25 protein-coding genes are annotated in these 26612 nt (G+C 64.6%); 6 read left to right on the forward strand and 19 right to left on the reverse strand.

The features are described 5' to 3' along the window. The first annotated feature begins 329 nt into the window (after positions 1-329). The 4 genes from rpoH (at position 330) to cydB (ending at position 4503) form a co-directional block, all read left to right on the forward strand. The gene (rpoH, locus tag U5A58_RS00420) at positions 330-1265 is read left to right on the forward strand and encodes an RNA polymerase sigma factor RpoH (protein WP_321959898.1); all 936 of its coding nucleotides are present in this window, start codon (positions 330-332) and stop codon (positions 1263-1265) included. A gap of 188 nt (positions 1266-1453) precedes the next feature. Further along, positions 1454-1756 (forward strand): cytochrome oxidase putative small subunit CydP, encoded by a 303-nt coding sequence (gene cydP, locus U5A58_RS00425; protein ID WP_321959899.1) that lies wholly within the window; start codon positions 1454-1456, stop codon positions 1754-1756. Beyond that, positions 1743-3329 carry a cytochrome ubiquinol oxidase subunit I gene (locus U5A58_RS00430; RefSeq protein ID WP_321959900.1) on the forward strand — a complete coding sequence of 529 codons (1587 nt, stop codon included), beginning with the start codon at positions 1743-1745 and terminating at the stop codon, positions 3327-3329. The genes cydP and U5A58_RS00430 overlap by 14 nt, the downstream gene beginning before the upstream one ends. 37 nt (positions 3330-3366) lie before the next feature. Continuing rightward, the gene (gene cydB, locus U5A58_RS00435; protein ID WP_321959901.1) at positions 3367-4503 is read left to right on the forward strand and encodes a cytochrome d ubiquinol oxidase subunit II; all 1137 of its coding nucleotides are present in this window, start codon (positions 3367-3369) and stop codon (positions 4501-4503) included. An 83-nt stretch (positions 4504-4586) separates the two neighbouring features. Here the strand turns inward: cydB and nagE are convergent, their stop codons facing one another. The 11 genes from nagE to U5A58_RS00490 all read right to left on the reverse strand — a co-directional run bounded on the left by nagE (position 4587) and on the right by U5A58_RS00490 (position 17803). Continuing rightward, the gene (gene nagE, locus U5A58_RS00440) at positions 4587-6356 is read right to left on the reverse strand and encodes an N-acetylglucosamine-specific PTS transporter subunit IIBC (RefSeq protein WP_321959902.1); all 1770 of its coding nucleotides are present in this window, start codon (positions 6354-6356) and stop codon (positions 4587-4589) included. Between the two features lie 120 nt (positions 6357-6476). Beyond that, positions 6477-9071, reverse strand: a complete 2595-nt coding sequence (gene ptsP / locus U5A58_RS00445) for a phosphoenolpyruvate--protein phosphotransferase (protein WP_321959903.1) — start codon at positions 9069-9071, stop codon at positions 6477-6479. 12 nt (positions 9072-9083) lie between these two features. Beyond that, on the reverse strand, positions 9084-10091 hold the full coding sequence (locus tag U5A58_RS00450) for an SIS domain-containing protein (protein ID WP_321934512.1): 1008 nt from the start codon (positions 10089-10091) through the stop codon (positions 9084-9086). Then, on the reverse strand, positions 10084-11187 hold the full coding sequence (gene nagA, locus U5A58_RS00455; protein ID WP_321959904.1) for an N-acetylglucosamine-6-phosphate deacetylase: 1104 nt from the start codon (positions 11185-11187) through the stop codon (positions 10084-10086). Before nagA ends, U5A58_RS00450 begins: the two co-directional genes overlap by 8 nt. Positions 11188-11281: 94 nt before the next feature. Continuing rightward, positions 11282-12016 (reverse strand): GntR family transcriptional regulator, encoded by a 735-nt coding sequence (locus U5A58_RS00460; protein WP_321934353.1) that lies wholly within the window; start codon positions 12014-12016, stop codon positions 11282-11284. Between the two features lie 524 nt (positions 12017-12540). Beyond that, a complete protein-coding gene (locus U5A58_RS00465) occupies positions 12541-13353 on the reverse strand; it encodes a MetQ/NlpA family ABC transporter substrate-binding protein (RefSeq protein ID WP_321959905.1) in 813 nt (270 codons plus the stop codon). A gap of 185 nt (positions 13354-13538) precedes the next feature. Continuing rightward, complete coding sequence (locus U5A58_RS00470) at positions 13539-14180, reverse strand: SCO family protein (protein ID WP_321907625.1); 642 nt, start codon at positions 14178-14180, stop codon at positions 13539-13541. Positions 14181-14184: 4 nt separating this feature from the next. Then, positions 14185-15090, reverse strand: a complete 906-nt coding sequence (gene cyoE, locus U5A58_RS00475) for a heme o synthase (RefSeq protein WP_321907624.1) — start codon at positions 15088-15090, stop codon at positions 14185-14187. Between the two features lie 9 nt (positions 15091-15099). Beyond that, positions 15100-16209, reverse strand: a complete 1110-nt coding sequence (locus U5A58_RS00480; RefSeq protein WP_321907623.1) for a COX15/CtaA family protein — start codon at positions 16207-16209, stop codon at positions 15100-15102. Positions 16210-16247: 38 nt separating this feature from the next. Continuing rightward, entirely contained in the window at positions 16248-16904 is a 657-nt protein-coding gene (locus U5A58_RS00485) for a cytochrome C oxidase subunit I (protein WP_321959906.1), read from the reverse strand. Positions 16905-17008: 104 nt separating this feature from the next. Next, a complete protein-coding gene (locus tag U5A58_RS00490) occupies positions 17009-17803 on the reverse strand; it encodes an SURF1 family protein (protein ID WP_321959907.1) in 795 nt (264 codons plus the stop codon). A gap of 105 nt (positions 17804-17908) precedes the next feature. On the opposite strand from U5A58_RS00490, the gene U5A58_RS00495 reads away from it, so the two are divergent. Then, a complete protein-coding gene (locus tag U5A58_RS00495) occupies positions 17909-18118 on the forward strand; it encodes a twin transmembrane helix small protein (protein ID WP_028201826.1) in 210 nt (69 codons plus the stop codon). 143 nt (positions 18119-18261) lie between these two features. Here the strand turns inward: U5A58_RS00495 and U5A58_RS00500 are convergent, their stop codons facing one another. From U5A58_RS00500 to U5A58_RS00535, 8 genes are all read right to left on the reverse strand, one after another. Further along, entirely contained in the window at positions 18262-19119 is an 858-nt protein-coding gene (locus U5A58_RS00500) for a cytochrome c oxidase subunit 3 (RefSeq protein ID WP_321907617.1), read from the reverse strand. Positions 19120-19221: 102 nt separating this feature from the next. Continuing rightward, entirely contained in the window at positions 19222-19383 is a 162-nt protein-coding gene (locus U5A58_RS00505) for a DUF2970 domain-containing protein (protein ID WP_373682561.1), read from the reverse strand. A gap of 100 nt (positions 19384-19483) precedes the next feature. Beyond that, positions 19484-20062: a cytochrome c oxidase assembly protein gene (locus U5A58_RS00510; RefSeq protein WP_321959909.1), complete on the reverse strand. Its 579-nt coding sequence runs from the start codon at positions 20060-20062 to the stop codon at positions 19484-19486. 39 nt (positions 20063-20101) lie between these two features. After that, the gene (locus tag U5A58_RS00515) at positions 20102-20242 is read right to left on the reverse strand and encodes a cytochrome oxidase small assembly protein (RefSeq protein WP_208867222.1); all 141 of its coding nucleotides are present in this window, start codon (positions 20240-20242) and stop codon (positions 20102-20104) included. 148 nt (positions 20243-20390) lie between these two features. Beyond that, positions 20391-22004: a cytochrome c oxidase subunit I gene (gene ctaD, locus U5A58_RS00520; RefSeq protein WP_158756829.1), complete on the reverse strand. Its 1614-nt coding sequence runs from the start codon at positions 22002-22004 to the stop codon at positions 20391-20393. Positions 22005-22181: 177 nt separating this feature from the next. Beyond that, the gene (coxB, locus tag U5A58_RS00525; protein ID WP_321959910.1) at positions 22182-23834 is read right to left on the reverse strand and encodes a cytochrome c oxidase subunit II; all 1653 of its coding nucleotides are present in this window, start codon (positions 23832-23834) and stop codon (positions 22182-22184) included. Positions 23835-23923: 89 nt separating this feature from the next. Further along, the gene (locus tag U5A58_RS00530) at positions 23924-24400 is read right to left on the reverse strand and encodes a DUF2244 domain-containing protein (protein ID WP_158756827.1); all 477 of its coding nucleotides are present in this window, start codon (positions 24398-24400) and stop codon (positions 23924-23926) included. Between the two features lie 267 nt (positions 24401-24667). Continuing rightward, positions 24668-25663 carry a methyltransferase domain-containing protein gene (locus U5A58_RS00535; protein ID WP_321959911.1) on the reverse strand — a complete coding sequence of 332 codons (996 nt, stop codon included), beginning with the start codon at positions 25661-25663 and terminating at the stop codon, positions 24668-24670. Between the two features lie 87 nt (positions 25664-25750). On the opposite strand from U5A58_RS00535, the gene U5A58_RS00540 reads away from it, so the two are divergent. Next, positions 25751-26593, forward strand: coding sequence for a ComF family protein (locus U5A58_RS00540; RefSeq protein WP_415774150.1), 843 nt, complete (start codon positions 25751-25753; stop codon positions 26591-26593). Positions 26594-26612 lie beyond the last annotated feature (19 nt).

Here is a 26612-nt window from a genome sequence, read left to right on the forward strand (position 1 = left end):
ATTCTGTGGCAAAGTCCGAGCGCTGCGCGGCTCCGTCGAGAGCCCCCTTGATTCAACCCTTTATCTCCCGCGCCCCCGCGCCGGACTGCTGACCCGTTCTAGAGTGTTCCTTCGGCCTGCCCTGTGCGCTGGCCTGCGCCGGGCGCCAAGCCCCGCCCCGCTTGACTGCCGGCGTTTAGTGTAATCTATCGATACAACAATTTCGATAGGAATCAAGGAACCTTGAAGCCCCTACAGACTCCAAGTATTAGCACTCGGTGATTCAGAGTGCTAACATCCACCGTGGAGTCGGTGTCTGACTTTTGCAAGATTCCTGAGGAGTTCGCTACGTGAGCAACGCAATGACCATGACCCTTCCGAGTACGCTGAGCCCGTCGTCGGCCAAGGCCGGGGGCTCATTGGCGCTCGCGAATGCTTCCCTGTTGCCCGGCCAGCTGGGCAACATCGACGCCTATATTCAAGCCGTGAACCGGATCCCGATGCTGACGCCCCAGGAAGAGCGTCAGTTCGCGACCGAGTTTCGCGAGCAAAACAATCTTGAAGGTGCGCGCCGCCTGGTGCTGTCGCACCTGCGCCTCGTCGTGTCGATTGCGCGTAATTATCTAGGCTACGGCCTGCCGCACGCCGACCTGATCCAGGAAGGCAACATCGGTCTGATGAAGGCCGTGAAGCGCTTCGACCCCGAGCAGAACGTGCGGCTCGTGTCGTACGCGATGCACTGGATCAAGGCTGAGATCCACGAATACATCCTGCGCAACTGGCGCATGGTGAAAGTCGCCACGACCAAGGCGCAGCGCAAGCTGTTCTTCAACCTGCGCAGCCACAAGCAGGGCCTGCAGTCGTTCACGCCGGAGGAAATCGACGGCCTCGCGCAGGAACTGAACGTGAAGCGCGAAGAGGTCGTGGAGATGGAAACGCGCCTGTCGGGCGCCGACATCGCGCTCGAAGGCCAGACCGAGGACGGCGAGGAGTCGTACGCCCCGATCGCCTGGCTCGCCGACTCGCATAACGAGCCGAGCGCCGTGCTGGCCGCACGTTCGCGCGACCGCCTGCAGTCTGACGGCATTGCGAGCGCGCTGGAAGCGCTCGACGCGCGCAGCCGCCGCATCATCGAGGCGCGCTGGCTCAACGTCGACGACGACGGTTCGGGCGGCTCGACCCTGCACGAACTGGCCGACGAGTTCGGCGTTTCGGCTGAGCGCATTCGCCAGATCGAAGCAAGCGCCATGAAGAAGATGCGCACCGCGCTCGCCGAGTACGCGTAAGCCGCAGCAGGTCTAAAAGCCAAACCGAAAACCCCGTTCCCGCGAACGGGGTTTTTCTTTTGCGCGCTGCGAAAGCTGCGCACCTTCGCACCGGCCGCGCTGATTCCACCCTAAGATGATTTCGAGGTGGTGAGCCAGAGGCCGCGCCGCGGTCTGGCCTCGTAACGCGTTCGAGGGCACCCGTCGTCATGATCCCGGCATCCGGTCAACGCCAGCGCGCACCGTCGTTGCTGCGCACGCGCATCCTTCAGTGGATGCGCGGCCCCACCTTTGCGCGCGATATCGCCCTCGTTCTCGTCATCAAGCTTGTCCTGCTGATGGCGCTCAAATACGCATTCTTCAATCACCCGCAGGCAGAAGACATGAACATGCCGCCTGCCGCTGTCGCGCAGGCCATCCTGGCCGTGCCCATGGCATCAAGGCCCCAGCCGTCCGTGTCCCAAGCTCCGGCCACGCCGCCACAACGAGGAGACCGTCATGCCCGCGATTGAATCGGTGGAACTCTCGCGTCTTCAGTTCGCCATCACCGCGCTCTACCACTTCCTCTTCGTGCCGCTCACGCTCGGCCTCTCGTGGCTGCTCGTCATCATGGAGTCTGTGTACGTGATGACCGGCAAGGTGATCTACAAGGACATGACGCAGTTTTGGGGCAAGCTCTTCGCCATCAACTTTGCGATGGGCGTCACCACCGGCCTCACGATGGAGTTCCAGTTCGGCACCAACTGGTCGTACTACTCGCACTACGTGGGCGACATCTTCGGCGTGCCGCTCGCCGTGGAAGGGCTCGCCGCGTTCTTCCTCGAATCGACCTTTGTCGGGTTGTTCTTTTTCGGCTGGAATCGCCTGTCGAAAGGCGCGCACCTGTTCACCACGTTTCTCGTCGCGCTCGGCTCGAATCTTTCGGCGCTGTGGATTCTGATCGCCAACGGCTGGATGCAGAACCCCGTGGGCGCGGCGTTCAACTACGAAACCATGCGCATGGAACTCACCAGCCTGTTCCATGTGATTTTCAACCCCGTCGCGCAGGTGAAGTTCGTGCACACGGTTTCCGCCGGCTACGTGACGGCGTCAATGTTCGTGCTCGGCATTTCGTCGTGGTACCTGCTGCGCCGACGCGATGTGGAGTTCGCACTGCGCTCGTACGCGATCGCCGCGGGCTTTGGCCTTGCGTCCACGCTGTGCGTGCTGATCCTCGGCGACGAATCGGGCTACACCGACGGCGTCGTGCAGCAAGTCAAGCTCGCCGCCATCGAATCCGAATGGGAGACCGCGCCCGCCCCGGCGCCGTTCACGCTGTTCGGCCTGCCCAACCAGAAGGAAGAGCGCACCGACTACGCGATCCGCATTCCCTGGCTCATGGGCATCATCGCCACGCGCTCGATCGACACACCCGTGATTGGCCTGAAAGACCTGATGGGCCGCGCCGAAGTGCGCATCCGCAACGGCATGCTCGCGTACGCCGCGCTGCAGAAGATGAAAGAAGGCACCGCCGACACCGAGACGCGCGACGTGTTCGAAGCGCACAAGGCCGACCTCGGCTACGGCCTGCTCCTGAAGCAGTTCACGCCGAACGTCGTCGATGCGACCTCCGAGCAGATCAGGGCCGCGTCGAGAACGGCGATCCCGCCCGTTGCCCCCGTGTTCTGGTCGTTCCGCGTGATGGTCAGCCTTGGCATCCTTTTTCTCGTGACCTTCGTGCTCGCCTTCTTGTTCTGCGCGCAGCGCTCGCTGCTCAAGGAAAACCGCCGCTGGTTCCTCCGCTGGGCGCTGGTGGCGATCCCACTGCCGTGGCTCGCCGCCGAGTTCGGCTGGGTCGTCGCGGAAACGGGGCGCCAGCCATGGACCATCGCGGAGGTGCTGCCCACGCGCCTTTCGGCTTCGAGCCTCGCGCCCGGCGACGTGATGCTGAGCATCGCGGGCTTCGTAATCTTCTACACGGTGCTCTTCATCATCGAGATCACGTTGATGTTCAAGTACGCGCGCCTCGGGCCGTCGTCGCTGCATACCGGTCGTTACTTCCACGAGCAGACGGCGACGCTCGCGACCGACGGCAAGGTCACGTGATCGGCGCTACACAACGAAAACCGCGAGGGAACACGCCATGGATTACGCAACGCTCAAGTTGATCTGGTGGGTGCTGATCGGTGTGCTGCTGATCGGCTTTGCGGTGACAGACGGCTTCGATATGGGCGCGGCCGTGCTGCTGCCCTTCGTCGGCAAGACCGACGAGGAACGCCGCATCGTCATCAACACGGTGGGCGCGACGTGGGAAGGCAACCAGGTCTGGTTCATCACCGCGGGCGGCGCGATGTTCGCCGCCTGGCCGCTCGCCTACGCGGCGTCGTTCTCGGGCTTCTACTTCGCCATGCTCCTCGTGCTCTTCGCGCTGTTTTTCCGGCCCGTGGGCTTCGACTATCGCGGCAAGCGCGTGGATGTGAGATGGCGTCAGGGCTGGGACTACGGCCTCTTCATCGGCGGCTTCGTGCCCGCGCTCGTGTTTGGCGTGGCGTTCGGCAATCTGCTCCAGGGCGTGCCGTTCGCCTATGACACGGACCTGCGCGTGACGTATCACGGCAGCTTCTTTGCCCTCCTCAATCCGTTCGCACTGGTCTGCGGGCTGGTGAGTCTTTGCATGCTCACCGCGCACGGCGCGGCGTTCCTGAAGCTCAAGAGCGATGGTGTCGTTGCGATGCGCGCCTCGAAGGCGCTGCGCCTGTTCGCGGGGCTCACGATCGTGTTGTTCCTCGTGGCGGGCGCGCTCGTGGCGACGCTCATCGGCGGCTATACGATCACGTCGCCCGCGCCTCTCGACACGGTGGCCAATCCGCTCCTCAAGAGCGTCGATTCCGGGCCGGGGCTCTGGCTCGCGAACTACGGGCTCTATCCGTGGATGGCGCTCGCCCCTCTCCTGGGCGTGCTTGGCGGCTTGCTCGCGTTCGCACTCGCGGGTTCACGCTTCGAGCGGCTTGCGTTCCTGAGCACGGGGCTGCAGATCGTCGGCGTGATTCTCACCGCGGGCTTCTCGATGTTTCCGTTCATCATGCCCTCGTCGCTCGACCCGCGTTCGAGCCTGACGGTCTGGGACGCGACTTCGAGCAAGATGACGCTCGAGATCATGCTCGTTGCCGTCATCATTTTCCTGCCGATCGTGCTCGGTTATACGGCGTGGGTCTATCGCGTCATGCGCGGCAAGATTACCGCTGACGTCATACGGGACAACCAGCATACGTTGTACTAAGCGTCGATGCCGTTTAGAGACACCGAAAACAAAAACGCCGCAGCATACGCTGCGGCGTTTTTCATCGGCATACCGCGAATCGATTACGCCGGCTGAAGCGCCAGTTCACGTGCATAACGCGGCGCGGCGTCGCCGACCACGATGTGCAGCGTATCCGCCGAAATCCACGCCACGTCGAGCGTGCCGAGCTTCTCGCGATCCACGGCCGCCGGGTCGCGCACGATCACGCGCAGGCGTGTGGCCGCTACCGCGTCGAGCGAAACGATATTGGCGACGCCGCCGAACACCGCGAGCCAACGCGACGGATTCGGATCGAGCGGCCCCTGCGCGACAGCAGCGCTCGCGTCGGCCTGAGCAGCCTGAGCAGCATGAGCAGCCGGAACAACTTGCGCTGCAGCAGCCGGCTTGCTGGCCGCGGCACCGCCACGCGCGATCTCGCCGCGAATTTCATCGGCGATGATATCCGCCTCCGGCCCGATGATGACCTGCACGCTTTCGCCGCCGCGCTTGAGCACGCCGCGCGCACCGATTGCCTTCAACGCCGGCTCCGAAACATGGGCCGGATCAACCACCGAGAGACGCAGACGCGTCGTGCACGCGTCGACCACCTTGAGGTTGGCCGCGCCGCCGAGCGCATCGATGTAACGCGCAGCACGCGAGAGCGACGCCGCCGTTGCCGCGCCGCCAGCCGCGACCGCAACGCCCGACATCGTCGAGGCGATGGCCGTATCGCCCGCCGAGGCTTCGCGGCCCGGCGTGGGCAGGTTGAAGCGGCGGATGAAGAAGCGGAACAGCCCGTAGTACACGACCGCATAGACCACGCCGAGCGGAATTGCATACCAGCCATGCGTGGAGAGCCCGTAGTTCAGCACGTAGTCGATCGCGCCCGCAGAGAACGTGAAGCCGAGCTTGATGCCAAGCAGCGAGCAGATCGCCAGCGACAGCCCCGTGAGCACCGCATGGATCGCGTAGAGCACGGGCGCGAGGAACATGAACGTGAACTCGATCGGCTCGGTCACGCCCGTGAGGAACGAGGTGAGCGCCATCGAGAACAGCAGGCCGCCCACCATCGCGCGCTTGTCCTTCGGCGCTTCGTGCAACATGGCGAGGCACGCTGCCGGCAGGCCGAACATCATCACCGGGAAGAAGCCGGCCATGAAGCTGCCCGCCGTGGGGTCGCCCGCGAAGAAGCGGTGCAGGTCGCCCGTCACGGCAGCGCCGCCGGCTGCCGGCGTGAACGAGCCGAACACGAACCACACGAGCGAGTTGAGGATGTGGTGCAGACCCGTGACAAGCAACAGGCGGTTGAGCAAGCCGTACACGAAGGTGCCGATCGCGCCCGCCGTGGTGAGCCAGTGGCCGGCGGTGTCGATCACGCCCTGCACCGGTCCCCACACAAAGCCGAACACGATGCCGAGCACGAGACACGTGAGCCCGGTGACGATCGGCACGAAGCGTTTGCCGCCGAAGAACGCGAGGAACTCGGGCAGCTTGATGTCCTTGAAGCGGTTGTACAGCATGCCCGCGACGACACCGGCCACCACGCCCGACAGCACGCCCATGTTGAGCTTGTCGTTGATGTCCTTCATCACGGCGGTCTGAACCAGATAGCCCAGCGCGCCCGCGAGGCCGGCTACGCCGTTGTTGTCCTTCGCGAAGCCCACGGCGATGCCGATCGCAAACAGCAACGGCAGGTTATCGAAGATCGCGCCGCCCGCGTCGGCGATGATCTTGATGTTGAGCATGTCGGCCTGGCCGAAGCGAAGCAGGATGCCGGCGACCGGCAGCACTGCGATGGGAAGCATCAGCGCGCGGCCGAGGCTTTGTATCTTGAGAAACGGATTGCCATCCATTGAACTGCCTCCAGTCTCTATCTCTTGCTTGACGTGTGTGGGTGAGAGAGGCCGGCGCGCGATCGCTGCGCACGCCGGCGTGTTTTTAAGGATTGCTTAGGGTGGGTGAAACAGAAACCATCAATCGAGTGGCCAGCTTTCGCGGCTTGCCGCACGCACGGCTTGTGCCGATTCGAGCGCGAGCGCATTTTTAGCGCGCTCGCGACAATCGTTGTAGTCGAGCTTGCGCACGCGCGCCTTGATCGAGGGCACGGAAACCGGATCGACGGAGAGTTCCGTCACACCGAGACCGATGAGCAGCGGCACCGCGAGCGGATCGCCCGCCAGCGCACCGCATACGCCCACCCACTTGCCGTGCTTGTTCGCGCCCTCGACCGCCGCTGCCACGAGACGCAGCACGGCCGGATGCAGGCCGTCGGCCTGCGCCGCGAGATCGGGCTGGCAACGATCCATTGCGAGCGTGTACTGCGTGAGATCGTTGGTGCCGATCGAGAGGAAATCCGCATGGCGCGCGAGTTGGTCCGCGAGCAGCGCCGCCGAAGGCACTTCGATCATCACGCCCACTTCGATCGGCTCGGTGCGGCCCGCTTCGCGCGCGAACGTGTCGATGCGCTCGCGCAGGCGTACGAGTTCGCCCACGTCGGTCACCATCGGCAGCAGGATGCGCACCTTGCCCACCGGCTTCACGGCAAGGAGGCCGCGCAGCTGGTCGTCCAGCAGATCGGGCCGCACCTGCGCAAGGCGAATACCGCGCAGACCCAACGCCGGGTTCGGCTCGGGCGGCAGCGTCAGATAGTCGACTTCCTTGTCGGCGCCCACGTCGAGCGTACGAATGATCGCCGTGCGGCCCGCGAGCGCGTCCGTGATGGCCTGGTAGCTCTGAAGATGCTCTTCCACCGTAGGCGCAGCCTGGCGATGGATGAACAGCAGTTCCGTGCGCAGCAGACCCACGGCGTCCGCACCGTTTTCCACCGCGGTGTTTGCATCTTCCAGCGTCGCAATGTTCGCGGCGACTTCCACTGCATGGCCGTCGCGCGTGGCAGCGGCCTCGTGCGACGTGCGGCGATTCGCTTCGCGCACGCCGGCCTGGCGCTGCTTCTCGCTGCGTGCACGTTCGATGTCGAGCGCACTCGGCGTGTAGGCAAAGCGGCCTGCGAGCGCATCGATGACGACTTCGGTGCCTTCGGGCACCGAGTGAAGCGCGTCGCCGAGCGCGACGATCGCCGGAATACCGGCCTGGCGCGCGATGATCGCCGCGTGCGAGGTCGCACCGCCGCGCGCCATCACGAGCGCCATCACGCGCTTGCGATCCAGTGTTGCGAGATCGGAAGGTGTGAATTCGTCGGCGGCGAGCACGGCTTCTTCGGGCAGCGTGCGCGCCGCGGTGTTCGAAAGACCGAGCGCGCGCAGCACACGCTTTTCGAGGTCGCGCAGATCGGCGGCACGCTCCGCGAGCAGCGGGTCGTCCACCTGGCCGAGCACCGCGATCTGCGCGCGAATCGCTTCGCGCCACGCGTAGCCCGCGCTCTTGCCAAGGCTGATCGCGTCGCGCGCTGCGTCGACGAGCGTCGGGTCTTCGAGCAGCACGCGGTGCATCGTGAAAATGCCCGCCTCGCCAATCGCGCCGCGCTGCGAAGCCGTGCGCACGCTCTGGTTCAGTTCGGCGTCCACAGCGGCGATCGCCTGGTCGAGCAGGCGGCTCTCCGCGGCCGACGAGCCGCTCGCGAGTTCGGGCGGCGTGAGTTCGGCTTCGTCCCAGCGCACCAGCTTGCCCACCGCGACGCCCGGCGCCGCGCACACGCCCGCGAGCACGCCCGGCTCGGCTGAAGATGCCGCAGCGGCCGCGGTTTCCTGCATCACGGGCGCGGGCGACTGCTGCCGCGCCGGCGCTTCGCCGCCCTCGCCGGGCGCTTCGCGCAGCAGTTCATTGGCTACGGCGTCCACGGCGCGTTGCGCCTCCCGGCCGATGCCGACGAGTTCAATGGTTGCGCCCTCGCCCGCACCGAGGCCCAGCAGGCCCACGACGCTTTCGATGGCGGACTTGCGTTCGCCAAAGCGGACCTCGACGCGCGCATCGATGCCGCGCACCGCTTCGCGCGCCCGTGCCGCCGGTCGCGCATGAAGGCCGCCCGCATGCGTGAGCGTCACGCTGCGGCGCACTTCGTTCGCAACCAGTTCGTGGGCCGTGTTGATCTCTGCGCCGTCACGCACGCGCAGCACGAGCAGCGCGGACTTGCCCGCTTCGACGTGGCCCGCGCCTGCGCGCTCGACCACTTCGAACGCATCCGAGTTGGCGATTGCGACGACCGAGACGAGGCTCGGGGCGTTGCACGCCACCACGTCGAGATCGAACTCGATCAACGTGTCGCCGCGGCGCACCTGCGCGCCCTGCGCGACTTTTGTCGTGAAACCCTTGCCGTTCAGCTCGACGGTGTCGATGCCGACGTGCACGAGCACCTGTGCGCCTTCGGCCGTTTGCAGCGTGACCGCGTGGCCGGTGCGCGCGAGATGCGCGACGATGCCGTCGCACGGCGCGACGACACGGCCGATGAGCGGGTCGACGCCAATGCCGTCGCCGAACAAGCCTTCCGAGAACACCGGATCGGGCACCGACGCGAGCGGCACGACCGGCCCGGTGAGCGGCGAAACCAGCACGATGTGCCCCTCGACGCGAGTATGCGGATCCATCAGGCGAGACTCCTCGATGCGTTCCATTCGCTTTCCAATCTAGTGGGTTTCGGTGACTTTGTTCAGGTAACGCGGCTCGTCGGGATTACGCCCGCGCGCGGCCGCCAGGCCCGCCGCCATCACGTAGAACGACAGAATGGCCGCGATGGGATCGAGCGCCGCATCGGCAGCCGTTTCGAGCGGCAACGCCGCGCCGTGCACGTCGGCGGGCGCCGCGAGCAGCACGCGCGCACCGCGCTTTTCCATGTCGCGGGCAAACTCGATCAGGCCCGCCTGCTCCGGCCCGCGCGGTGCGAACACGAGCAGCGGGTAATCGCGGTCGATCAGCTCCATCGGCCCGTGCCGCACTTCGGCGCTCGAAAACGCCTCGGCCTGAATGCCCGACGTTTCCTTGAGCTTGAGCGCCGCTTCCTGCGCAATTGCGAGGCCCGGACCGCGGCCGATAACAATCATCTGTTTAACGTCGCGCAACTCCTCGACGGCCTTCGACCAGTCGAGCGTGCCCGCGCGACCGAGCGCGTCGGGGAGCGCGCGCACGGCGTCGAGGAACGCGGCGTCGCGCTGCCAGAAGCCGACGAGCTGCGCCGACATCGCGAGCATCGCGATATAACTCTTGGTGGCCGCCACGCTCAGCTCGGGGCCGGCGAGCAGCGGCAGTTCCGTGCCGGCGGCCTCGGCGAGCGGCGAGCCCGCGACGTTGACCATTGCCGCCGTCAGCGCACCGGCTTCGCGCAGCGCCTTGATCGTCGCGACGAGATCAGGACTCCTACCCGATTGGGAGAAAGCGAGGGCAAACTGGCCGCGTACACGTAAGGGCGCCTGCTGGAGCGTGGCGATCGACATCGGCAGCGTGGCCACCGGCACGCCGATGCGGCTCATGGTGAGCGCGGCGAAGTAGCTCGCCGCATGGTCCGAGCTGCCGCGCGCGACGGTGAGCGCAACGTGGCGCGGCTCGGCCTCGAGCGCGCGGGCGAGCGCTTCGACGCGCGAGGTGTCCGCGAGCTGCGCGGCGACGACGCCGGCCGAGGCCAGCGCTTCTTTAAGCATATTCGACAATCGATTCTCCTTCGACGTAGGTCGCGGTGAGCGCCAGCTCGCGATCGAACACGTTGACATCGGCCCATGCGCCGCGCACGAGGCGGCCACGGTCTGCGATGCCGAGGTAGTCGGCGGCATAGCGCGACAGACGCGCGGACACGTCCGCGATCGGCAGGCCGATCGAGACGAGGTTGCGCAGCGCCTGGTCCATGGTGAGGGTGCTGCCTGCGAGCGTGCCGTCGGCAAGACGCACGCCGCCGAGGCATTTCGTCACGTGCTGGCTGCCGAGACGGTATTCGCCGTCGGGCATGCCGGTGGCCGAAGTGCTGTCGGTCACCACATAAAGGCGCGGGATGGCGCGCAGCGCGGCGCGGATCGCACCGGGATGCACGTGCAGCAAATCGGGAATGATCTCCGCGTACTCGGCGTGCGCAAGCGCCGCGCCGACCACGCCCGGATTGCGATGATGCAGCGGCGACATCGCGTTGAAGAGGTGCGTGAAGCCGCAGGCGCCGTGCTTGAGCGCGGCCACGGCGTCGTCGTAGGTCGCGAGCGAGTGGCCGATCTGCACGCGCACGCCGCGCGCCGCCATCTCGCCGATGATCTCGATATGGCCCGCGATCTCGGGCGCCACCGTCACGACGCGAATCGGCGCGATCGAGAGGTACTTGAGCACTTCGTCGAGCACGGCCGAAACGGCGGCGTCGGGCTGCGCGCCGAGCTTGCCGGGGTTGATGTACGGGCCTTCGAGGTGCACGCCCAGCACGCGCGCGCCGCCCGCCGTGCGATTGCGCGTGACGTTGCCGAGGCCCGCGACCACGTTCATCAGTTCGTCGCGCGGCGCGGTCATGGTGGTGGCGAGCAAGCTCGTGGTGCCGTAGCGGGCGTGCGTGCGCGCGATGGTTTCGATCGCGTCGCCGGCTTCCATGACGTCGGCGCCGCCGCCGCCGTGCACATGCAGGTCGATGAAGCCTGGCAGGATATAGGGCGCGTCGTTCTTCGCCGGATCGGTGGCCTCGCCCGTGATCGCGGTGATGCGTCCGTTCTCGAACGACAGCGTGCCGTGGATCCAGCCTTCAGGGGTGAGTATGTTTCCGCTCAGCATGAGAGTTTTCCGATGAGGCGCATCAAAGCGCGGTAGGACGTTTCGGTGACGTGCATGAGAGAGTGTGCGGCGGCGTTCCGTTCCCGCGGGGCGCTCATTGGCGCAGCTCCGCAACGAAGTCGTAATAGCCGTCGCGGCAATAAGTGTCGGTCAGCTCGATGGCGCGCTGATCGGCGGAAAAGCCCACGCGTGTGATGACGAGCAGCGCCGCGCGCGGCTCGACGCCCATCAGCGTGGCGATCTCGCCCGTCGCGTTGACCGCGCGAAAGTGTTGCAGGGCGCGCACCACAGGCACGCGGCGCTGCTCCAGATACGAATACAGCGAGCCCTCGATTGCTTCCGGGTCCGGCACGATCGAGACGGGCAGCGCCGAATGCTCGACGGCCATCACGGTGCCGTCGGCGCGGCGCAGCCGGCGCAGGCTCGTGACCGAGGCGCCCGGCGAAAGGCCGAGCTGCACGATCTCCTCGCGGTGCGCAGGCCGTACCTCGCGCGCGAGCCACACCGAGTCGGGTGTGAAGCCACGCTGCTCCATTTTCTTCGTGAAGCCCGTGAGGCGCGAAAGCGGATCTTCCACGCGCGGCGTGATGAAGCTGCCCGCGCCGCGTGCGCGCCGGATCAGTCCCTGCTCCACGAGCAGCTCGATCGCCTTGCGCGCGGTGATGCGCGACACGCCGATGGCGTCCGACAGCGTGCGCTCCGAGGGCAAAGCCTCGCCGGCAGACCACACGCCGCAGTGAATAGCCGTAGCAAGGTTGCGCGCCAGCTGCAGATAGAGCGGCGTCACATTGCGCGCATCGGGCATCAGGGCAGACCAACGGGTTTCCATGGACTTGGCGCCAGCGGTTGGACGATCGTGGGGGGCCGGACGGGCATGTTACGTAGCAATGCCGATTGGTCCGGTGCGAAAGCGAGCCCATTATATAACCACAATAAGACCAGTCAACAGATGCAAGACCATCGCTATGCATCGAAAAATATCATTTTAAATCAATGTGTTGTACGAACACATAAGGCTCCAGGCGGTGATGACCAAGCATCGGGATTTACCCTGGAAAGCAATCGTGGGCTCCGCAATGGGACCAAAGTGGCATCAACACGTTATCTGACATAGCCCACCGTAGTACCGCCGTAGGACCAGCGTGTGACTTTGGCAGGAAAGATAGCGCGCACGCGAGCGATTCCCTAGCGTCTCAATTGAGTCACATCAAACCCGCGCGCTGCGATCCTCAATTTCAAACAATCCCGATACGGCACACGCAATAAAAAACGCCGTGACTTTCGCCACGGCGTTCGGGTCCTGCTGGGCTCCCGCGTCGGGTGAGACGCAGGCAGCCGCTTCTCAAATGTGCCTTAGAACGACGGAACCATCGAGCCCTTGAACTCGTTCTTGATGAACTGGCGCACGTCTTCCGACTGATAGGCGGCAACCAGCTTCTTCACCCACGGCTTGTCCTTGTCCTGGGTGCGAACGGCGATCAGGTTCGCGTACGGGCTGTGGATGTCCTCGATGGCGATGGCATCCGTGGTCGGCTGCAGGCCGGCGGCCAGCGCATAGTTCGTATTGATCACAGCGGCGTCCACGTCGCCGAGCGCGCGCGGCAGTTGCGCGGCGTCCAGCTCGACGAGCTTGATCTTCTTCGGATTTTCGGCGACGTCGAGCGGCGTCGCGTTGTTGCCGTTCGTGCCCGCGCCAGCGCGCAGCTTGATCAAACCCTTGTTCTGCAGAAGCAGCAGCGCGCGGTTTTCGTTCGACGGGTCATTCGGCACGGCGACCTTCGCGCCTTGCGGCAGGTCGTTCAGCGACTTCAGCTTCTTCGAGTACACGCCGATCGGCGAAATGTACGTGAGACCTGCGTTCGTGAGCTTGTAGCCGCGCTGCTTGATCTGACTGTCGAGGTACGGGCCGGTCTGGAAGCTGTTGGCGTCGAGGTCGCCTGCGTCGAGCGCGGCGTTCGGCTGCACATAGTCGTTGAATTCGATGACCTTGACGTTCAGGCCTTCGCGCTTGGCGACCTTCTGGACGACGGCCCAGACCTGTGCGTCCGGACCCGAAACGGTGCCGACCCGGATAACCTGGTCGTCGGCGCGAGCGCCGAAGCTGACTGCGAGAGTGGTGGCGGCAACGCCGGCGAGGAGTGCTTTAATCAGATTTCTGCGCTGCATGGAGGTGATGTTCCTGCGTGGTTTTGTTGTTGCTCCGGTCACGCGGCGTTATGCGCCGTCTGCCGGACGATATAAATCGTCTCATATGGCGCCGGTTGCTGGAAATAATGAATTCGCATACTGGTATGCCAGCGCGGCTCGGAGGTGCGCGTTTGCCCTTTCGAGGCGAACGCGCGAGGCTTCCCTTAGTCGGGATTCGAGCCGAGGAGGATCTTCAGATCGTGCAGCCAGGGCGTGACGCCCTGCCCGTCGCGCGCGAAGAGGCGCAGTTTGCCGGTCGTGTCGAACACGTAGCTCGCGGCCGTATGGTCCATCGTGTAGCTGTCAGGCGTGTTGCCGGGCACCTTCGCGTAGTACACACGGAAGTCCTTCGCCACCTGCTTGAGCTGGTCCTCGCTCGCCGGGCGCAGCCCAATGAAGGTCGGGTTGAACGCAGCCGCGTACTGGCCCAGGATCTGCGCCGTGTCACGATCGGGATCGACGGTGACGAACAGCACCTGCACACGCTTCGCCGCATCGGGCCCCAATTGCTGGAGCGCCTGCGAAAGTTCGGCCATGGTGGTCGGGCAAACGTCCGGACAGTGCGTGTAGCCGAAGAACAGCACGACCACCTTGTCCTTGAAGTCGGCGAGCGTGCGTGTCTTGCCGTTCGTGTCGGGCAGCGCGAAGTCCTTGCCGAACTGCGTGTTGCCGGTGATGTCGAGGTTCGTGAACGAGGGCGGCTGCTGGCCGCAGCCCTCCAGAACCAGCGTGCCGCCAAGTGCGCCTGCGGCGGCAAGCGTAACGACTGTGGCGCGCACGAAGCGCGCAAGCGTGCGGTGGGCCATATCGTTACGCAGCGATGAGCGCATGCACGTAATGGTCGACGAGCAGCGCCATGAACAGCAACGAGAGGTAGACGATCGAATAGCGGAAAGTCTTGCGCGCCAGTGCATCGGAATACTCGACATAGATCTTCCACGCGTAGGCGAGGAACACCGCGCCGAGCAGCACGGCCGAAGCCAGATACACCACGCCGCTCATGCCCGAGATGTACGGCATCAGCGTGACCGCGAACAGGATCACGGTGTAAAGCAGGATATGCAGACGCGTGTACTTCTCGCCGTGCGTGTTGGGCAGCATCGGCAGGCCGGCGTTTTCGTAGTCCTTGCGGCGGTAGAGCGCGAGTGCCCAGAAGTGCGGCGGGGTCCACACGAAAATGATCAGCACGAGAATCCAGGCGTCGCCGGGCACGTGGCCCGTGACGGCCGCCCAGCCGAGCGCCGGCGGCATGGCGCCCGAAGCGCCGCCGATCACGATGTTCTGCGGCGTGGCCGGCTTGAGCAACAGCGTGTAGATGATCGCGTAGCCAATGAAGGTCGCCACCGTGAGCCACATGGTCAGGGGATTGGCGAACGTGTACAGCACCCACATGCCGATGCCGCCGATCACCGCCGAGAAGATCAGGATCTGCGTGCTCGTGATCTCGCCGCGTGCCGAAGGACGCCAGGCAGTGCGACGCATGCGCGCATCCACCTTTTGCTCGACCAGACAGTTGATCGCGAAGGCCGCGCCGGCCGTGAGCCAGATACCGACGGTGCCGCCGATCAGTTGCTTCCAGGGCACCATGCCCGGCACGGCGAGGAACATGCCAATGACGGCGCAAAACACGGCCAGTTGCGTGACGCGCGGCTTGGTGAGCGCGAGATATTGGGAAATCCGGCTACCGGGCGTCTGGGATAGGGTTGTACTTTCCATAGGGCGGGATCACACCGCAGCGGTGTCGCGCGCAGGGAGAACGGCGCGGCCGGGGCGGCTACAAGCAATTCGAAAGTTTAGCACGACGACCAAAAGCAGCAGGATCGCCGCGCCACCGTTGTGCGCCACTGCCACGGGCAGCGGCCACTGCAGCACGATGTTAGAAAGCCCTGTCAGAAATTGGATGAGGATCACGATCATGATCCAATTTGCCGGGCGTCGCAGCGAGGCATAGCGTCGCAACTTGAGGGCGAACCATACCAGATAAGCGATGACGACGAACGCGAACGTACGATGCGTCCAGTGGATCGCAACGAGCGCGTCCTGGGTGATCACGTCGCCGTTGCCGTCCATGCCGAGCGCGCGCCAGAGGTGGAAGCCGTGATGGAAATCCATCGGCGGAATCCATGCGCCGTTGCAGGTCGGGAAGTCGGTGCAGGCGAGCACCGCGTAGTTCGTGCTCACCCAGCCGCCCAGCGCGATCTGCGCGACGAGCAGCACGAGTGCCGCCAGCGCGGCCACGCGCCAGCGCGCGGCGTCGGGTTCGTACGCGGGTAGTGGCGTCATGCGCGCGCCGAGCCACGCGAGCGAGCCGAGCAGCGTGAGGCCGAGCAAGAGGTGCGTCGTGACGATGATGGGCTGCAGCTTCATCGTCACCGTCCATGCGCCGAACACGCCCTGCACGAGAATCAGCCCGAGCAGCGCGGTGGGCCACCACGGCGACACATGCAGCGGCAGGCGCTTGATGCGCGCGCGCCAGGCAATCGCCATCTGCGCAATGATCAGGACCCCGATCGCCATGGCGAAATAACGGTGGATCATCTCGATCCACGCCTTCGACATGCTCACGGGGCCGCTCGGCATGGCGAGATGCGCTGCGGCAATTTGCGCATGCGCGATAAACGGCGACGACGTGCCATAGCAACCCGGCCAGTCAGGACAGCCGAGACCCGAGTCGGTCAGGCGCGTAAAGCCGCCGAACATCACGAGGTCGAGCGTCATGAACGTCGTAAGCCACACGAGCTTGCGAAACTTGTTGTCGTCGGCCTTCACCCAGACCCACGAAAGCGGCAGCAACGCGATGCACAGGCCAATCAGGCCCAGCTCCAGGATAAACATCTCTCTTACTCTTCTCTGTCAGACTCGCGCTGCGCACCTTAACCGATGCGGGACCACTTGAGCAGTTTAGTGACGTCTTGTTTGATTTTCGACGGATCGGCATTCGCCGGGAATCGCATCATGAGGTTGCCGTTCGGATCGACCAGATAGATGTGGTCGGTGTCTTTCGACGCTTCCGTGGCGGGCAGCCACGCCGCGACAGCGACCGGATCGGCGCGCAGCATGCGCGTGTCGGCGTAGGCGCCCTTCACTTTCGCGGGAACGTTCGCGTCGTCGGTGCGCAGCCAGACCGTGACGACGCGCTCGCGCTCCGCGCCCTGCGTCGCGCGCACCTGGCGCATGAAGTAGAGCTTCGTGGCGCACGCTTCGTCGCAGTCGCCGCCATTCACCGAGATCATCAGCCAGCGGCCCTTGAGCGAGGCGAGCGGCACTTCGTGACCGTCGTCGCCCGTCACCATGAGCGCGTCGGGAATGGGCCGCTGGGGCTCGATGAGCGCGCCATAGCTCGTTGTACCGCCCTTCGGTTTGATCACGTAGTACGTGAAGTACGAAATTGCGATAGGCGCGCCGCAGATCAGCGCGATGGCGAGCAGCGTCCAGCGGCCACGCCGCTTTGCGTCCTTGTGCGCGTCTTTCTGCGCGGGCGTGGCGGCCGGCTGTGCGACCTCGGCGGAACGGGGGGATTGCGTCGACACTCTCGTGGAACCTCGCTTCTGTCGCTTTCAGTTGTCCATGTGCTGCATGCGCAGCGCCATTGTCCGGATCGTGTCGGAACGAAATTGATTCGTCCGACCAATCATCAGGCGTCCTTCGCGCTGCCAGCGTTTTGCCTTCCGGGCGCTTCGGCGTCCTGGCTGACCTCGCCTTCGGTGCGCTCTTTTGTCGCAGCGCTTTTGCCGGCTTTGCGGGCCGCAAAAAGACCGAACCCGAGCGCCGCGAGCGCCATGCCCCACCACTGGAGCATGTAGCCGTAGTTGCGCTCGACGTCGGTATTCGGCACCGGCCAGTCGCGCACGAGCCCATCCTGGAAGGCCGGCACGAAGCCGGTTTGCTGGATCACGAACGGTTGCAGCGGCAACCCGGTTTCCGCTGCGTAGGAAGCGACGCCGAGATTCTGCCGTATCTTCTGATGCGCTGCAGAGCCGCCCGCACCCAGTTCGAACGCACGCGAGGCATCCGCGCGCGCAATGCCTTCCACGACGACCGGCCCTGCCGGCGTGACATAGGGCGCGATCGTGGCGCGGTCTGCTATGTTGCGCGGCAACCAGCCGCGATTCACCAGCACGTAGCCACCGCCTTGGAGTTTAAGCGGCATGACGACATAAAAGCCCGGCTGATCGTTATAGGGACGATTGTCGAGATACACCACCCGCTCGGGCAAGAATGTACCTGTCGCGCGCACGCGATGAAACTCGATGTCCTTCAGCGCGAGCGGTGTGGCACCTACCGGTTGCGGCGTAGACGATTCGTACTGCGTGATTTGCGCCTGCAGCGCCTCCTTCTGATGCGCGCGATCGCGCTGCCAGAAGCCGAGCCGGATCGTCACGGCCATCACGATCAGGATGAGCAATGCGGGGACGAGCCTGAATTTCATTGGGCACGTCCGATGCGAAACATACAAGTGATCGAACCCCGCGCCGTGTGGCGCGGTGCGATAATGAGACAGGCGTTTTCAGGCATGCCAAATTCCGTGAACTTCATGCACATACTCGTCCCCGTTGCGTTCGCGCTGATCATCGCGAGCATGATCTCCGCGCTCTACTTCATGATGCACGACCGGGGCCGCACCAAGCGGATGGTCTGGTCGCTCGCCACGCGCGTGGGCCTGTCGATCTCGCTCTTTCTGTTCATTCTGTTCGCGCATTGGATGGGCTGGATTCAGTCCACCGGGATTCCTTACGGCCGCTGAGCAATGCTGGCCGTCACCGGACACCGCAGCGCAAATCCACTGCTCAAAACACAAGGCGCCGCGCCGACGAGGTCGGGCGGCGCCTTGTTTCATTCTCATCCCTTCTCTGTGCAAGCGCCGCGGCCTGCGCGGCGCAACACGCGTCACAGCCAGTACACGACGACGTAGAGACCGAGCCACACGACGTCAACGAAGTGCCAGTACCATGCCGCACCTTCAAAGGCGAAATGATGTTCTGCCGTGAAGTGACCGCGAATGAGCCGGATCATCACGACCGTGAGCATCGTGCCGCCCAGGAACACGTGAAAGCCGTGGAAGCCCGTGAGCAGGAAGAACGTCGAACCGTAGATGCCCGAAGCGAGCGTGAGGTTCAGTTCGCCGTACGCGTGGATGTACTCGAACGCTTGCAGGAAGAGGAAGCACACGCCCAGCACGATCGTCGCGGCGAGCCACGCGATGGCCTTCGAGCGATGGTTGTCGCGCAGTGCGTGGTGCGAAACGGTGAGCGTCGCGCCCGAGGAGAGCAGCAGCGCCGTGTTGATGGTCGGCACGGGCCACGGCGTCATCGAGCGGAAGTGCGAGACCAGTGCCGCGGGACCGGTGTTCGGCCAGACAGCCGAGAAGTCCGGCCAGATCAGCTTGTAGTCGAGGCTGCCGAGCTGATGCAGGGCGATCGCACGCGCGTAGAAGAGCGCACCGAAGAACGCGCCGAAGAACATCACTTCCGAGAAGATGAACCAGCTCATGCTCCAGCGGTACGACACGTCGACGCGCTTGCCGTACATACCGCCCTCGGACTCGGCGATGGCGTCGCCGAACCAGTGCCACAGCGTGAAGAGCAGCCACAGCAGGCCGGCGAGCACGCCGATCGGCCCCCACGACTCGCCGTTGATCCACGATGCGAGCGAAGAGAGCATGACCAGAAGCCCAATGGACGCGCTGATCGGATGCCGCGACGGGTGCGGTACGAAGTAGTACGGGCTATCGTTTTGGCCGCTCATGCCTGTTTCTCCAATTTCCAGTTGCACCGGACATCGCCGGCTGCTTTTACCCGAGTGTGTCCTCGTTATTCACTGCATCGCGCGACGTTGCGCGCGCAAAGCTCATCCCACCACCGCGTGCACGATCAAGAGCAGCACGACGATGAACAGCACGGCGCCGATGATGCCCGCGATGATCAGTTGCACGGGATGCAGGTTCGCGGCGTCGTCCTCGAGGTCGGCGCGTTTGCGCACGCCGAGAAAGGACCATGCCACCGCCTTCATCACCTGCAGGATGCCGCCCTTCTTCTTCGCCGGCCCTGTACCTGCGCCGCCGCGTTCGTCGCTCATGCGCCTTTCGCCTCCTGGCTTCGTTGCCAGAGCCTCATGCTCCCGCCGACTGTTTCGGCGGCGGCGGCACGGCCGGCTTGTTCAACTCGAAAAACGTGTACGACAGCGTGATCGTCTTCACGTCCTTCGGCAGCTTCGGGTCGATCACGAACACCACCGGCATGCGCTTCGTCTCGTTCGCCTTCAAGGTTTGCTGCGTGAAGCAGAAACACTCGATCTTGCGGAAGTACTCCGTCGCCTGCTTCGGCGCGTAGCTCGGAATGGCCTGCGCGTCGATCGTGCGTCCTTCGTTGTTCGAAATGTCGTACATCACCGTCATGACTTCACCCGGATGCACGTCGAGGCTCGTTTGCTCAGGCTTGAAGCCGAGCAGACCGCGTGCGTTCGCGTCGAACTCGACCGAGATCGTGCGCGTCATGTCCACCTGCGTGTTGCGCGCCTCACGCTCCGTGGTATCGCGCTGCACGAGGTTGTTGATGCCCGTGACCTGGCAAATCGCCCGATACATCGGCACCAGTGCAAAACCGAAACCGAACATCAGCAGCGCCACGACGACGAGCTTGATGAGCATGGACCGGTTGAATGCGCGATCATTTCCAGCTTGCGTGGACATCGGACTTCCTCGAACGATCTTCCGGCGAACGCCTGCGCGTTAGTGGCCGGGGAAATACACCTGCTTGACGACGGCAGCCACAAAGAAGCCGACTACGACGGCCAGCAGAATGAGGCCGAGCCGCAGATTGCCCGCGCGGATCTGCTCGGGCGTACGTCTTTTTTGTGGATCCCGGGTCATACGTGCAACGCGGCTGGCCGCGGCTTCTCCTTGCATCGTGAATCGCCTCTCATGCGTGCTTCGGTGAACACTGCTTGAAGACTGCGTAAAGACCGCGGGCTTCGTTCGCGTCCGGCGGTGCGCAGCCGGACGCCACAAACTCAACCGCTCATTCGACCGTCGGCGGATTCTCGAACGTGTGGAACGGCGCCGGGCTCGGCACGGTCCATTCGAGGCCCGTTGCGCCGTCCCACGGCTTGTCGCTGGCTTTCTCCAGTTCGCCGCCGCCGCGGTATGCAGGCAGCGCCACCGCGAACAGGAAGTACACCTGAGAAAGGCCGAAGCCGAACGCACCGATCGTGATCACCTGATTCCAGTCCGTGAACTGGGCCGGATAGTCGGCATAGCGGCGCGGCATCCCGGCGAGGCCGACGAAGTGCATCGGCAGGAACGCGAGGTTGAAGAAGATCAGCGAGCACCAGAAGTGAATCTTGCCGCGCATCTCGTTGTACATCCAGCCGGTCCATTTTGGCGCCCAGTAGTACCACCCTGAGAACAACGCGAATAATGATCCCGCCACTAGCACGTAATGGAAGTGCGCCACCACGAAGTAAGTGCCGTGATACTGGATGTCGAGCGGCGCCATGGCGAGCATCAGGCCCGAGAGACCGCCGAACGTGAACACGATCAGGAAGCCCACTGCCCACAGCATCGGCGTTTCGAAGCTGAGCGAGCCGCGCCACATCGTGGCGACCCAGTTGAACACCTTCACGCCCGTGGGCACGGCGATCAACATCGTCGCGTACATGAAGAAGAGCTGGCCCGTGACCGGCATGCCGGTCGCGAACATGTGGTGCGCCCAGACCATAAACGAGAGAATCGCGATCGACGCCGTGGCGTACACCATCGAGCTATAGCCAAAGAGCGGCTTGCGCGAGAATGCCGGAATGACCTGCGAGACGATCCCGAACGCCGGCAAGATCATGATGTAGACCTCGGGGTGCCCGAAGAACCAGAAGATGTGCTGGTACATGACCGGGTCGCCGCCGCCTGCCGCATTGAAGAAGCTCGTGCCGAAGTGGCGGTCGAACAGCAGCATCGTGATCGCGCCTGCAAGCACCGGCATCACGGCGATCAGCAGGTAGGCGGTGATGAGCCACGTCCACACGAACATCGGCATCTTCATGAGCGTCATGCCCGGCGCGCGCAGGTTCAGGATGGTCACGACGATATTGATGCCGCCCATGATCGACGAGGCGCCCATGATGTGCACCGCGAAGATCGCGAAGTCCATGCCCGGGCCCATCTGCGTGGAGAGCGGCGCGTAGAGCGTCCAGCCCGCTGCGGTCGCGCCGCCCGGCGAGAAGAACGAGCCGACCAGCAGGCACGCGGCGGCGGGCAGCAGCCAGAAGCTGAAGTTGTTCATGCGCGCGAACGCCATGTCCGAGGCGCCGATCTGCAGCGGAATCATCCAGTTCGCGAAGCCCACGAAGGCCGGCATGATCGCACCGAACACCATGATGAGGCCGTGCATCGTGGTGAGCTGGTTGAAGAACTCGGGGCGCATGATCTGCATGCCCGGCTCGAACAGTTCCGCACGAATCGCGAGCGCCATGACGCCGCCCGAAAGAAACATCACGAACGAGAAGAGCAGATACAGCGTTCCGATGTCCTTATGGTTCGTCGCGAGCAGCCAGCGGCGCCAGCCGTGGGGCGTGGCGTGCGCGTGGTCGCCGTGCACGTGGCCGTGCCCTCCAGCTACATCGTGTCCGATGCTAGACATGTCTTATCTCCTGTCGATCGCCGCCTCACGCTGATGCGCTGACTGCGATCCCTTGCAAAATGATTGCGAAAGCGAATGGCCTTGCGTCTCTTGCTGCAGCGTTTGCCTGCTTTGTTATGTGCTCGCGCAGCGCTTGTCCTGCGTCTGTGCTGCTTGCCGTACTGGCGTGGTGACCGCTCAGGCCGCCGCGCTGATCTCCACCCGGCGCGCCTCTTTCGCGTTCGCGCCGCCCGTGATCGTTTCCGGCTTCTTCAGAATGATGTGGTCTTCAGCAATGCCTGCCGCCTTCAGCGCGTCGCGCACGGCTTGCGCGCGGCGCTTGGCGAGGTCCGCGTTCGTGCTGGCGTTGCCGCTCGCATCGGTGTAGCCCGAGAGCGTGAATTTCGCGTCGGGATGCGCCTTCGCGTAGTCGGCTGCAGCCTGGATGGCGTCCTTCGCGTCGGCGGGCAGCGTGCTCTTGCCCACTTCGAAGTACACGCTTGCCGGCAGTGCCGCCGCGCTCGGCGCCTGTTCGGCGCCGCTTGCCGCTGCCGCACCGCTGGCCCCACTCGCTTCGGCAGCGCCGCTAGCCTCTTGCGCGCCGCTCGCCGCAGCCGCGTCGCTCGCGCCGCCCGCACCCGCCGCGGCGGTATGGTCGCCGCCCTCGGGCATCTTGCCGTTACGCGCGTCGGCCACCTGGCGCGGCTGCAGAATGTCGCCGGTGTGGTTGCCCCACGCGTTGCGCTCGTACGTGATGACCGAGGCGATCTCCACGTCGTTGAGCGTGGGCGCCCACGAAGGCATGGCGTTCTTGCCCTTCAGGACGATGCTCACGTGCTCGGCAACCGGGCCATTGGCCACCTTGCTGCCGTCGAGCGCCGGGAACGCGCCCGCGCCCTTGCCGGTGGGCTGGTGGCACACCGCGCAGTTCGACGCATAGACCTTCTCGCCGCGCTCCTTGAGCTCGGCCATCGTGTAGGTCTTGTTCGGGTCGTCGTTGGCAGCGGCCATCTTTGCCTTTTGCGTATCGACCCACTTTGCATAGTCGTCGTCGGAGAGCACCTCGACCACGACCGGCATGAACGCGTGTTCCTTGCCGCACAGCTCGGTACAGAAGCCGCGATAGGTGCCGACCTTGTCGGCCTTGAACCACGTGTCGCGCACGAAGCCCGGAATCGCGTCCTGCTTCACGCCGAATGCGGGCACGTACCACGAGTGCACGACGTCGTTGGCCGTCGTGATGATGCGGATCTTCTTGTTCACCGGCACGACGAGCGGATTGTCGACTTCCTGCAGGTACGTATCGGTGATCGGCACCCGGTTGTTCACCTCGGAGCGCGGCGTGCTGAGCGTGGAGAGGAAATTGATGCCCTCGCCCGGCCCCTTCACGTAGTCGTAGCCCCATTTCCACTGGTAGCCCGTGACCTTCACGGTGAGGTCGGCGTTGGACGTGTCCTTCATCGCCACGACGGCCTTGGTGGCGGGCAGCGCCATCAAAACGACGATGATGAACGGCACCACCGTCCAGATGATTTCGACCGTGGTGCTCTCATGGAAGTGAGCGGCCTTGTGGCCCTTCGATTTACGGTGCGCGTAGATCGAATAGAACATGACGCCGAACACGCCGACGAAAATCACGGCGCACAAGAGCAGCATCATCATGTGGAGGCTGTAGAGCTCTTCGGCGATGCGCGTGACGGGCGGCTGAAAATTGATCTCGTTCACCGCAGGGCCGCCTGGGCTGTCTCCGACTGCGAGCGCCGCGCCGGCGACGAGGAATCCGCTGCACGCCAGCACGCCCTGGAGGGCTCGCTTGATTGTTTTCATAGCTTCCTTACCCATAATTTCCATTCAAACCCTCGACCCCGCAGGAAGGTTTTGCAACCAGGGCGCCCCCTGGGACGCTCATACCGCCCACCGGCCAACTCACGCGCCGCGCATTAACCCGCGCGCGCAAGCCATGCACGCAGTTCCCGCGCGAACTGCGCACGCCGATATTGCGGCAGATGCAACCCGACAGCGACCGCCTGACCGCGGGACACGAGACGCACCGGGTCGCGTGGGGTCGCGCCCGGCTCGACCCGGACCCAGCGGGGATTGAATTCGAACTGCGTGAGCGCGTCGGCGCTCATCTGTTCGATCACCAGCCGGTTCGGATAAAGCCTGATACGTTCGTAATCGACAGCATGGCGCGCATAAATGACAAAAGCGCCGCCTACTACCAACAGATCGATACCGGTAAACGGCAAAACCAGCCAGGCGCCGTGGATCAACAACAGAACGGCGATCGCGATGGAAACCAGCGCCAGCGAAACATAGAAGAACACGAATTGCCTGGGCGAAACCGAACAGTTGCGCTTCATGGTCCAGTCTTTCAGGACCGGCTCCGGACTCGCCAGCAGATCAGGCGCCTGCATCGCTCGCCTCCCCCACTTGCAACTTCGCCAGACTATCGCCGCGCTGCGCCTCGCACAACTACGGGAACATCTGGACTTGCCACAATGGATTTTGGGGACCCTTCCGTGCAGCAAACTGACGCATTATAGGCGCGATCCCCAGCCCTCACAAGCAAGCATCAATCGCCCGCAAACCCATATCAGACGGGCCTTGCAGCGATTTTTAAAGCATTTTTCGAGGGCTTTTCAGGCGCTAATTTCAGGCATAACGAAAGCCCCCTTACCACGTTACCGATTCCTTGCCGGACCCCGGCCGATGTCTTCGATGCGCACGATGCCATGGCCTTCGGCGGTCATGCGCGGCACGGCCTTCCACGCGTGGCCGTAGATGATCTCGAAGGTCAGCGGGATCGTGCCAGCGTGCGGCCCATCCGTGCGGCGGCGCGCCTCTAGCGCGGCCACGAGCGCACGGTGCAGGCGCCGCGCGCCGTGCGTGCCGCCGTTTTCACCCTCGCCATCGCCGTGGCGCTCGAACGGATACGCGCCCCAGCGGCGCACATCGGCGAGCAGCTTTTCCGGCGTCTTGTAGGTGATGGTGAGCGTTTCCTGGTCCATCACCGGAATCTCGAAGCCGTTCTCGACGAGCATGTCGCCAAGATCGTGCATGTCGACGAAATCGATCACGTGCGCGCGCGTCGGCACGCCGTGCGCGGCTTCCACCTCGGCGTACGCGCCGCGCAACTCCTTGAGCGTGTCGGGCCCGAGCGTGCTGAACATCAGCAGCCCGTTGACCTTGAGCACGCGCTGCCACTCCCCGAACACGAGGTCGGGGCGCGGATGCCAATGCAGTGCGAGATTCGACCACAGCAGTTCGAACGCGTCATGCGCGAACGGCAGTGCCGCGAAGTCGGCCTGCGCAACACGCGGACCGCGCGAGCCGAGCGCGCGGCCAACCGATGCGGGCAGAAAGCGCCGCCAGCTCGTGTCGGGGGCGTCGTGCTCGCGGGCGCGGCGCAGCATGGCGAGGGAGAGATCGGTGCCGAACACGGGCGCTTCGGGAAATCGCTCGCGCAAGCCGGGCAGATCGTCGCCCTGGCCGCACGCGATGTCGAGCACGGCCGCGGGATTCACTTTGATGTATTCGAGGCGCTCGCGCATGCGTTGCGCGATTTCACGCGGCAGGAAGGCAACGTCGTCGAAAGTCGCCGCGCGGCGATCGAAGATGCGCCGCAGGTGCCGGGTGTCATAGTCCGGACGGCCAGTTCTTGCGGGAGACGGGGACATGTCGGTCGTATTGGCGAAGTCTGCGAAGTATACTCGCTCACTCCTTTCCTTTCAGTCACGCGAGCCCGCTGCCCGGGCCGTCCTTCGATGCCGCCGCGCCCTATTTCACGTGAGCCACGCAATCCACCGCGTGTCACGCCGACCGCTTCGGACCACGCGCCGCGCCGCATTCGTCATGCGGTTGTTGCGCGCGTCTGTCGACAGGCGCGGGCGCTGCCGTCACGGCTTGCCCACTTCGTGCTGCCCAATCTGTGCCCATTATGCGGCAATTTGACGCGAGCCACGCTCTGTGTGTGCTGCGATGCGGCGTACTGGAATGAGCCACGGCTGCGCTGTACGGTTTGCGCCTTGCCGCTCGCGCACAGGCGCGGCGCGGCGGCTCGCGCACGCTACCGCTGCGAGGCCTGCGTCGACGCGCCGCCCGCATTCGACGCGACGCTCGCGCTCGCCGACTATCGCGCGCCGCTCGACCTGCTCGCGCGGGGCCTGAAGTTTCGTGCGCGCCTCGCGCTCGGCGAGGAATTCGCGCGACGCCTCGCGCTGGCCGCACAAGATATGTCCGACGAACACGGCATGCCCGAGATCGTCGTGCCGGTGCCGCTCTCGCGCGAACGCCTGATCGAGCGCGGCTACAACCAGGCCTGGCAGATCGCGCGGCCGCTCGCACGGCGCCTCGGCACGCACGCGGACGCCACGCTCGTACGACGCATTCTGCATACGGCGCCGCAATCGAAGCTCGATCGTGAAACGCGCCGCCGCAATGTCGGCCGGGCGTTCGCGCTCACGCGGCCACTTGGCGGCCAGCATGTGGGCGTGGTCGACGACGTGATGACTTCGGGCGCGACGCTCGACGCGCTCGCGCGCACGCTCAAGGCCGCCGGCGCGCGGCGCGTGACGAATTTCGTCGCGCTGCGCACGCCGAAAGACTGATCGGCCTCACACTATTCAA

Source organism: Paraburkholderia sp. J7, assembly GCF_905220155.1.
Lineage (GTDB): Bacteria > Pseudomonadota > Gammaproteobacteria > Burkholderiales > Burkholderiaceae > Paraburkholderia.

Coding starts and splice junctions, on each gene's coding strand:
- U5A58_RS00535 (WP_321959911.1), bottom strand. CDS start 25,663: ATGTCCCCGTCTCCCGCAAGAACTGGCCGTCCGGACTATGACACCCGG.
- U5A58_RS00530 (WP_158756827.1), bottom strand. CDS start 24,400: ATGCAGGCGCCTGATCTGCTGGCGAGTCCGGAGCCGGTCCTGAAAGAC.
- ctaD (WP_158756829.1), bottom strand. CDS start 22,004: ATGTCTAGCATCGGACACGATGTAGCTGGAGGGCACGGCCACGTGCAC.
- U5A58_RS00510 (WP_321959909.1), bottom strand. CDS start 20,062: ATGTCCACGCAAGCTGGAAATGATCGCGCATTCAACCGGTCCATGCTC.
- U5A58_RS00495 (WP_028201826.1), top strand. CDS start 17,909: ATGCACATACTCGTCCCCGTTGCGTTCGCGCTGATCATCGCGAGCATG.
- U5A58_RS00505 (WP_373682561.1), bottom strand. CDS start 19,383: ATGAAGGCGGTGGCATGGTCCTTTCTCGGCGTGCGCAAACGCGCCGAC.
- U5A58_RS00500 (WP_321907617.1), bottom strand. CDS start 19,119: ATGAGCGGCCAAAACGATAGCCCGTACTACTTCGTACCGCACCCGTCG.
- U5A58_RS00480 (WP_321907623.1), bottom strand. CDS start 16,209: ATGTTTATCCTGGAGCTGGGCCTGATTGGCCTGTGCATCGCGTTGCTG.
- U5A58_RS00515 (WP_208867222.1), bottom strand. CDS start 20,242: ATGACCCGGGATCCACAAAAAAGACGTACGCCCGAGCAGATCCGCGCG.
- U5A58_RS00460 (WP_321934353.1), bottom strand. CDS start 12,016: ATGGAAACCCGTTGGTCTGCCCTGATGCCCGATGCGCGCAATGTGACG.
- cydP (WP_321959899.1), top strand. CDS start 1,454: ATGATCCCGGCATCCGGTCAACGCCAGCGCGCACCGTCGTTGCTGCGC.
- cydB (WP_321959901.1), top strand. CDS start 3,367: ATGGATTACGCAACGCTCAAGTTGATCTGGTGGGTGCTGATCGGTGTG.
- coxB (WP_321959910.1), bottom strand. CDS start 23,834: ATGGAAATTATGGGTAAGGAAGCTATGAAAACAATCAAGCGAGCCCTC.
- U5A58_RS00450 (WP_321934512.1), bottom strand. CDS start 10,091: ATGCTTAAAGAAGCGCTGGCCTCGGCCGGCGTCGTCGCCGCGCAGCTC.
- cyoE (WP_321907624.1), bottom strand. CDS start 15,090: ATGGAAAGTACAACCCTATCCCAGACGCCCGGTAGCCGGATTTCCCAA.
- ptsP (WP_321959903.1), bottom strand. CDS start 9,071: ATGGAACGCATCGAGGAGTCTCGCCTGATGGATCCGCATACTCGCGTC.
- nagE (WP_321959902.1), bottom strand. CDS start 6,356: ATGGATGGCAATCCGTTTCTCAAGATACAAAGCCTCGGCCGCGCGCTG.
- U5A58_RS00470 (WP_321907625.1), bottom strand. CDS start 14,180: ATGGCCCACCGCACGCTTGCGCGCTTCGTGCGCGCCACAGTCGTTACG.
- U5A58_RS00465 (WP_321959905.1), bottom strand. CDS start 13,353: ATGCAGCGCAGAAATCTGATTAAAGCACTCCTCGCCGGCGTTGCCGCC.
- U5A58_RS00430 (WP_321959900.1), top strand. CDS start 1,743: ATGCCCGCGATTGAATCGGTGGAACTCTCGCGTCTTCAGTTCGCCATC.
- U5A58_RS00540 (WP_415774150.1), top strand. CDS start 25,751: ATGCCGCCGCGCCCTATTTCACGTGAGCCACGCAATCCACCGCGTGTC.
- U5A58_RS00490 (WP_321959907.1), bottom strand. CDS start 17,803: ATGAAATTCAGGCTCGTCCCCGCATTGCTCATCCTGATCGTGATGGCC.
- nagA (WP_321959904.1), bottom strand. CDS start 11,187: ATGCTGAGCGGAAACATACTCACCCCTGAAGGCTGGATCCACGGCACG.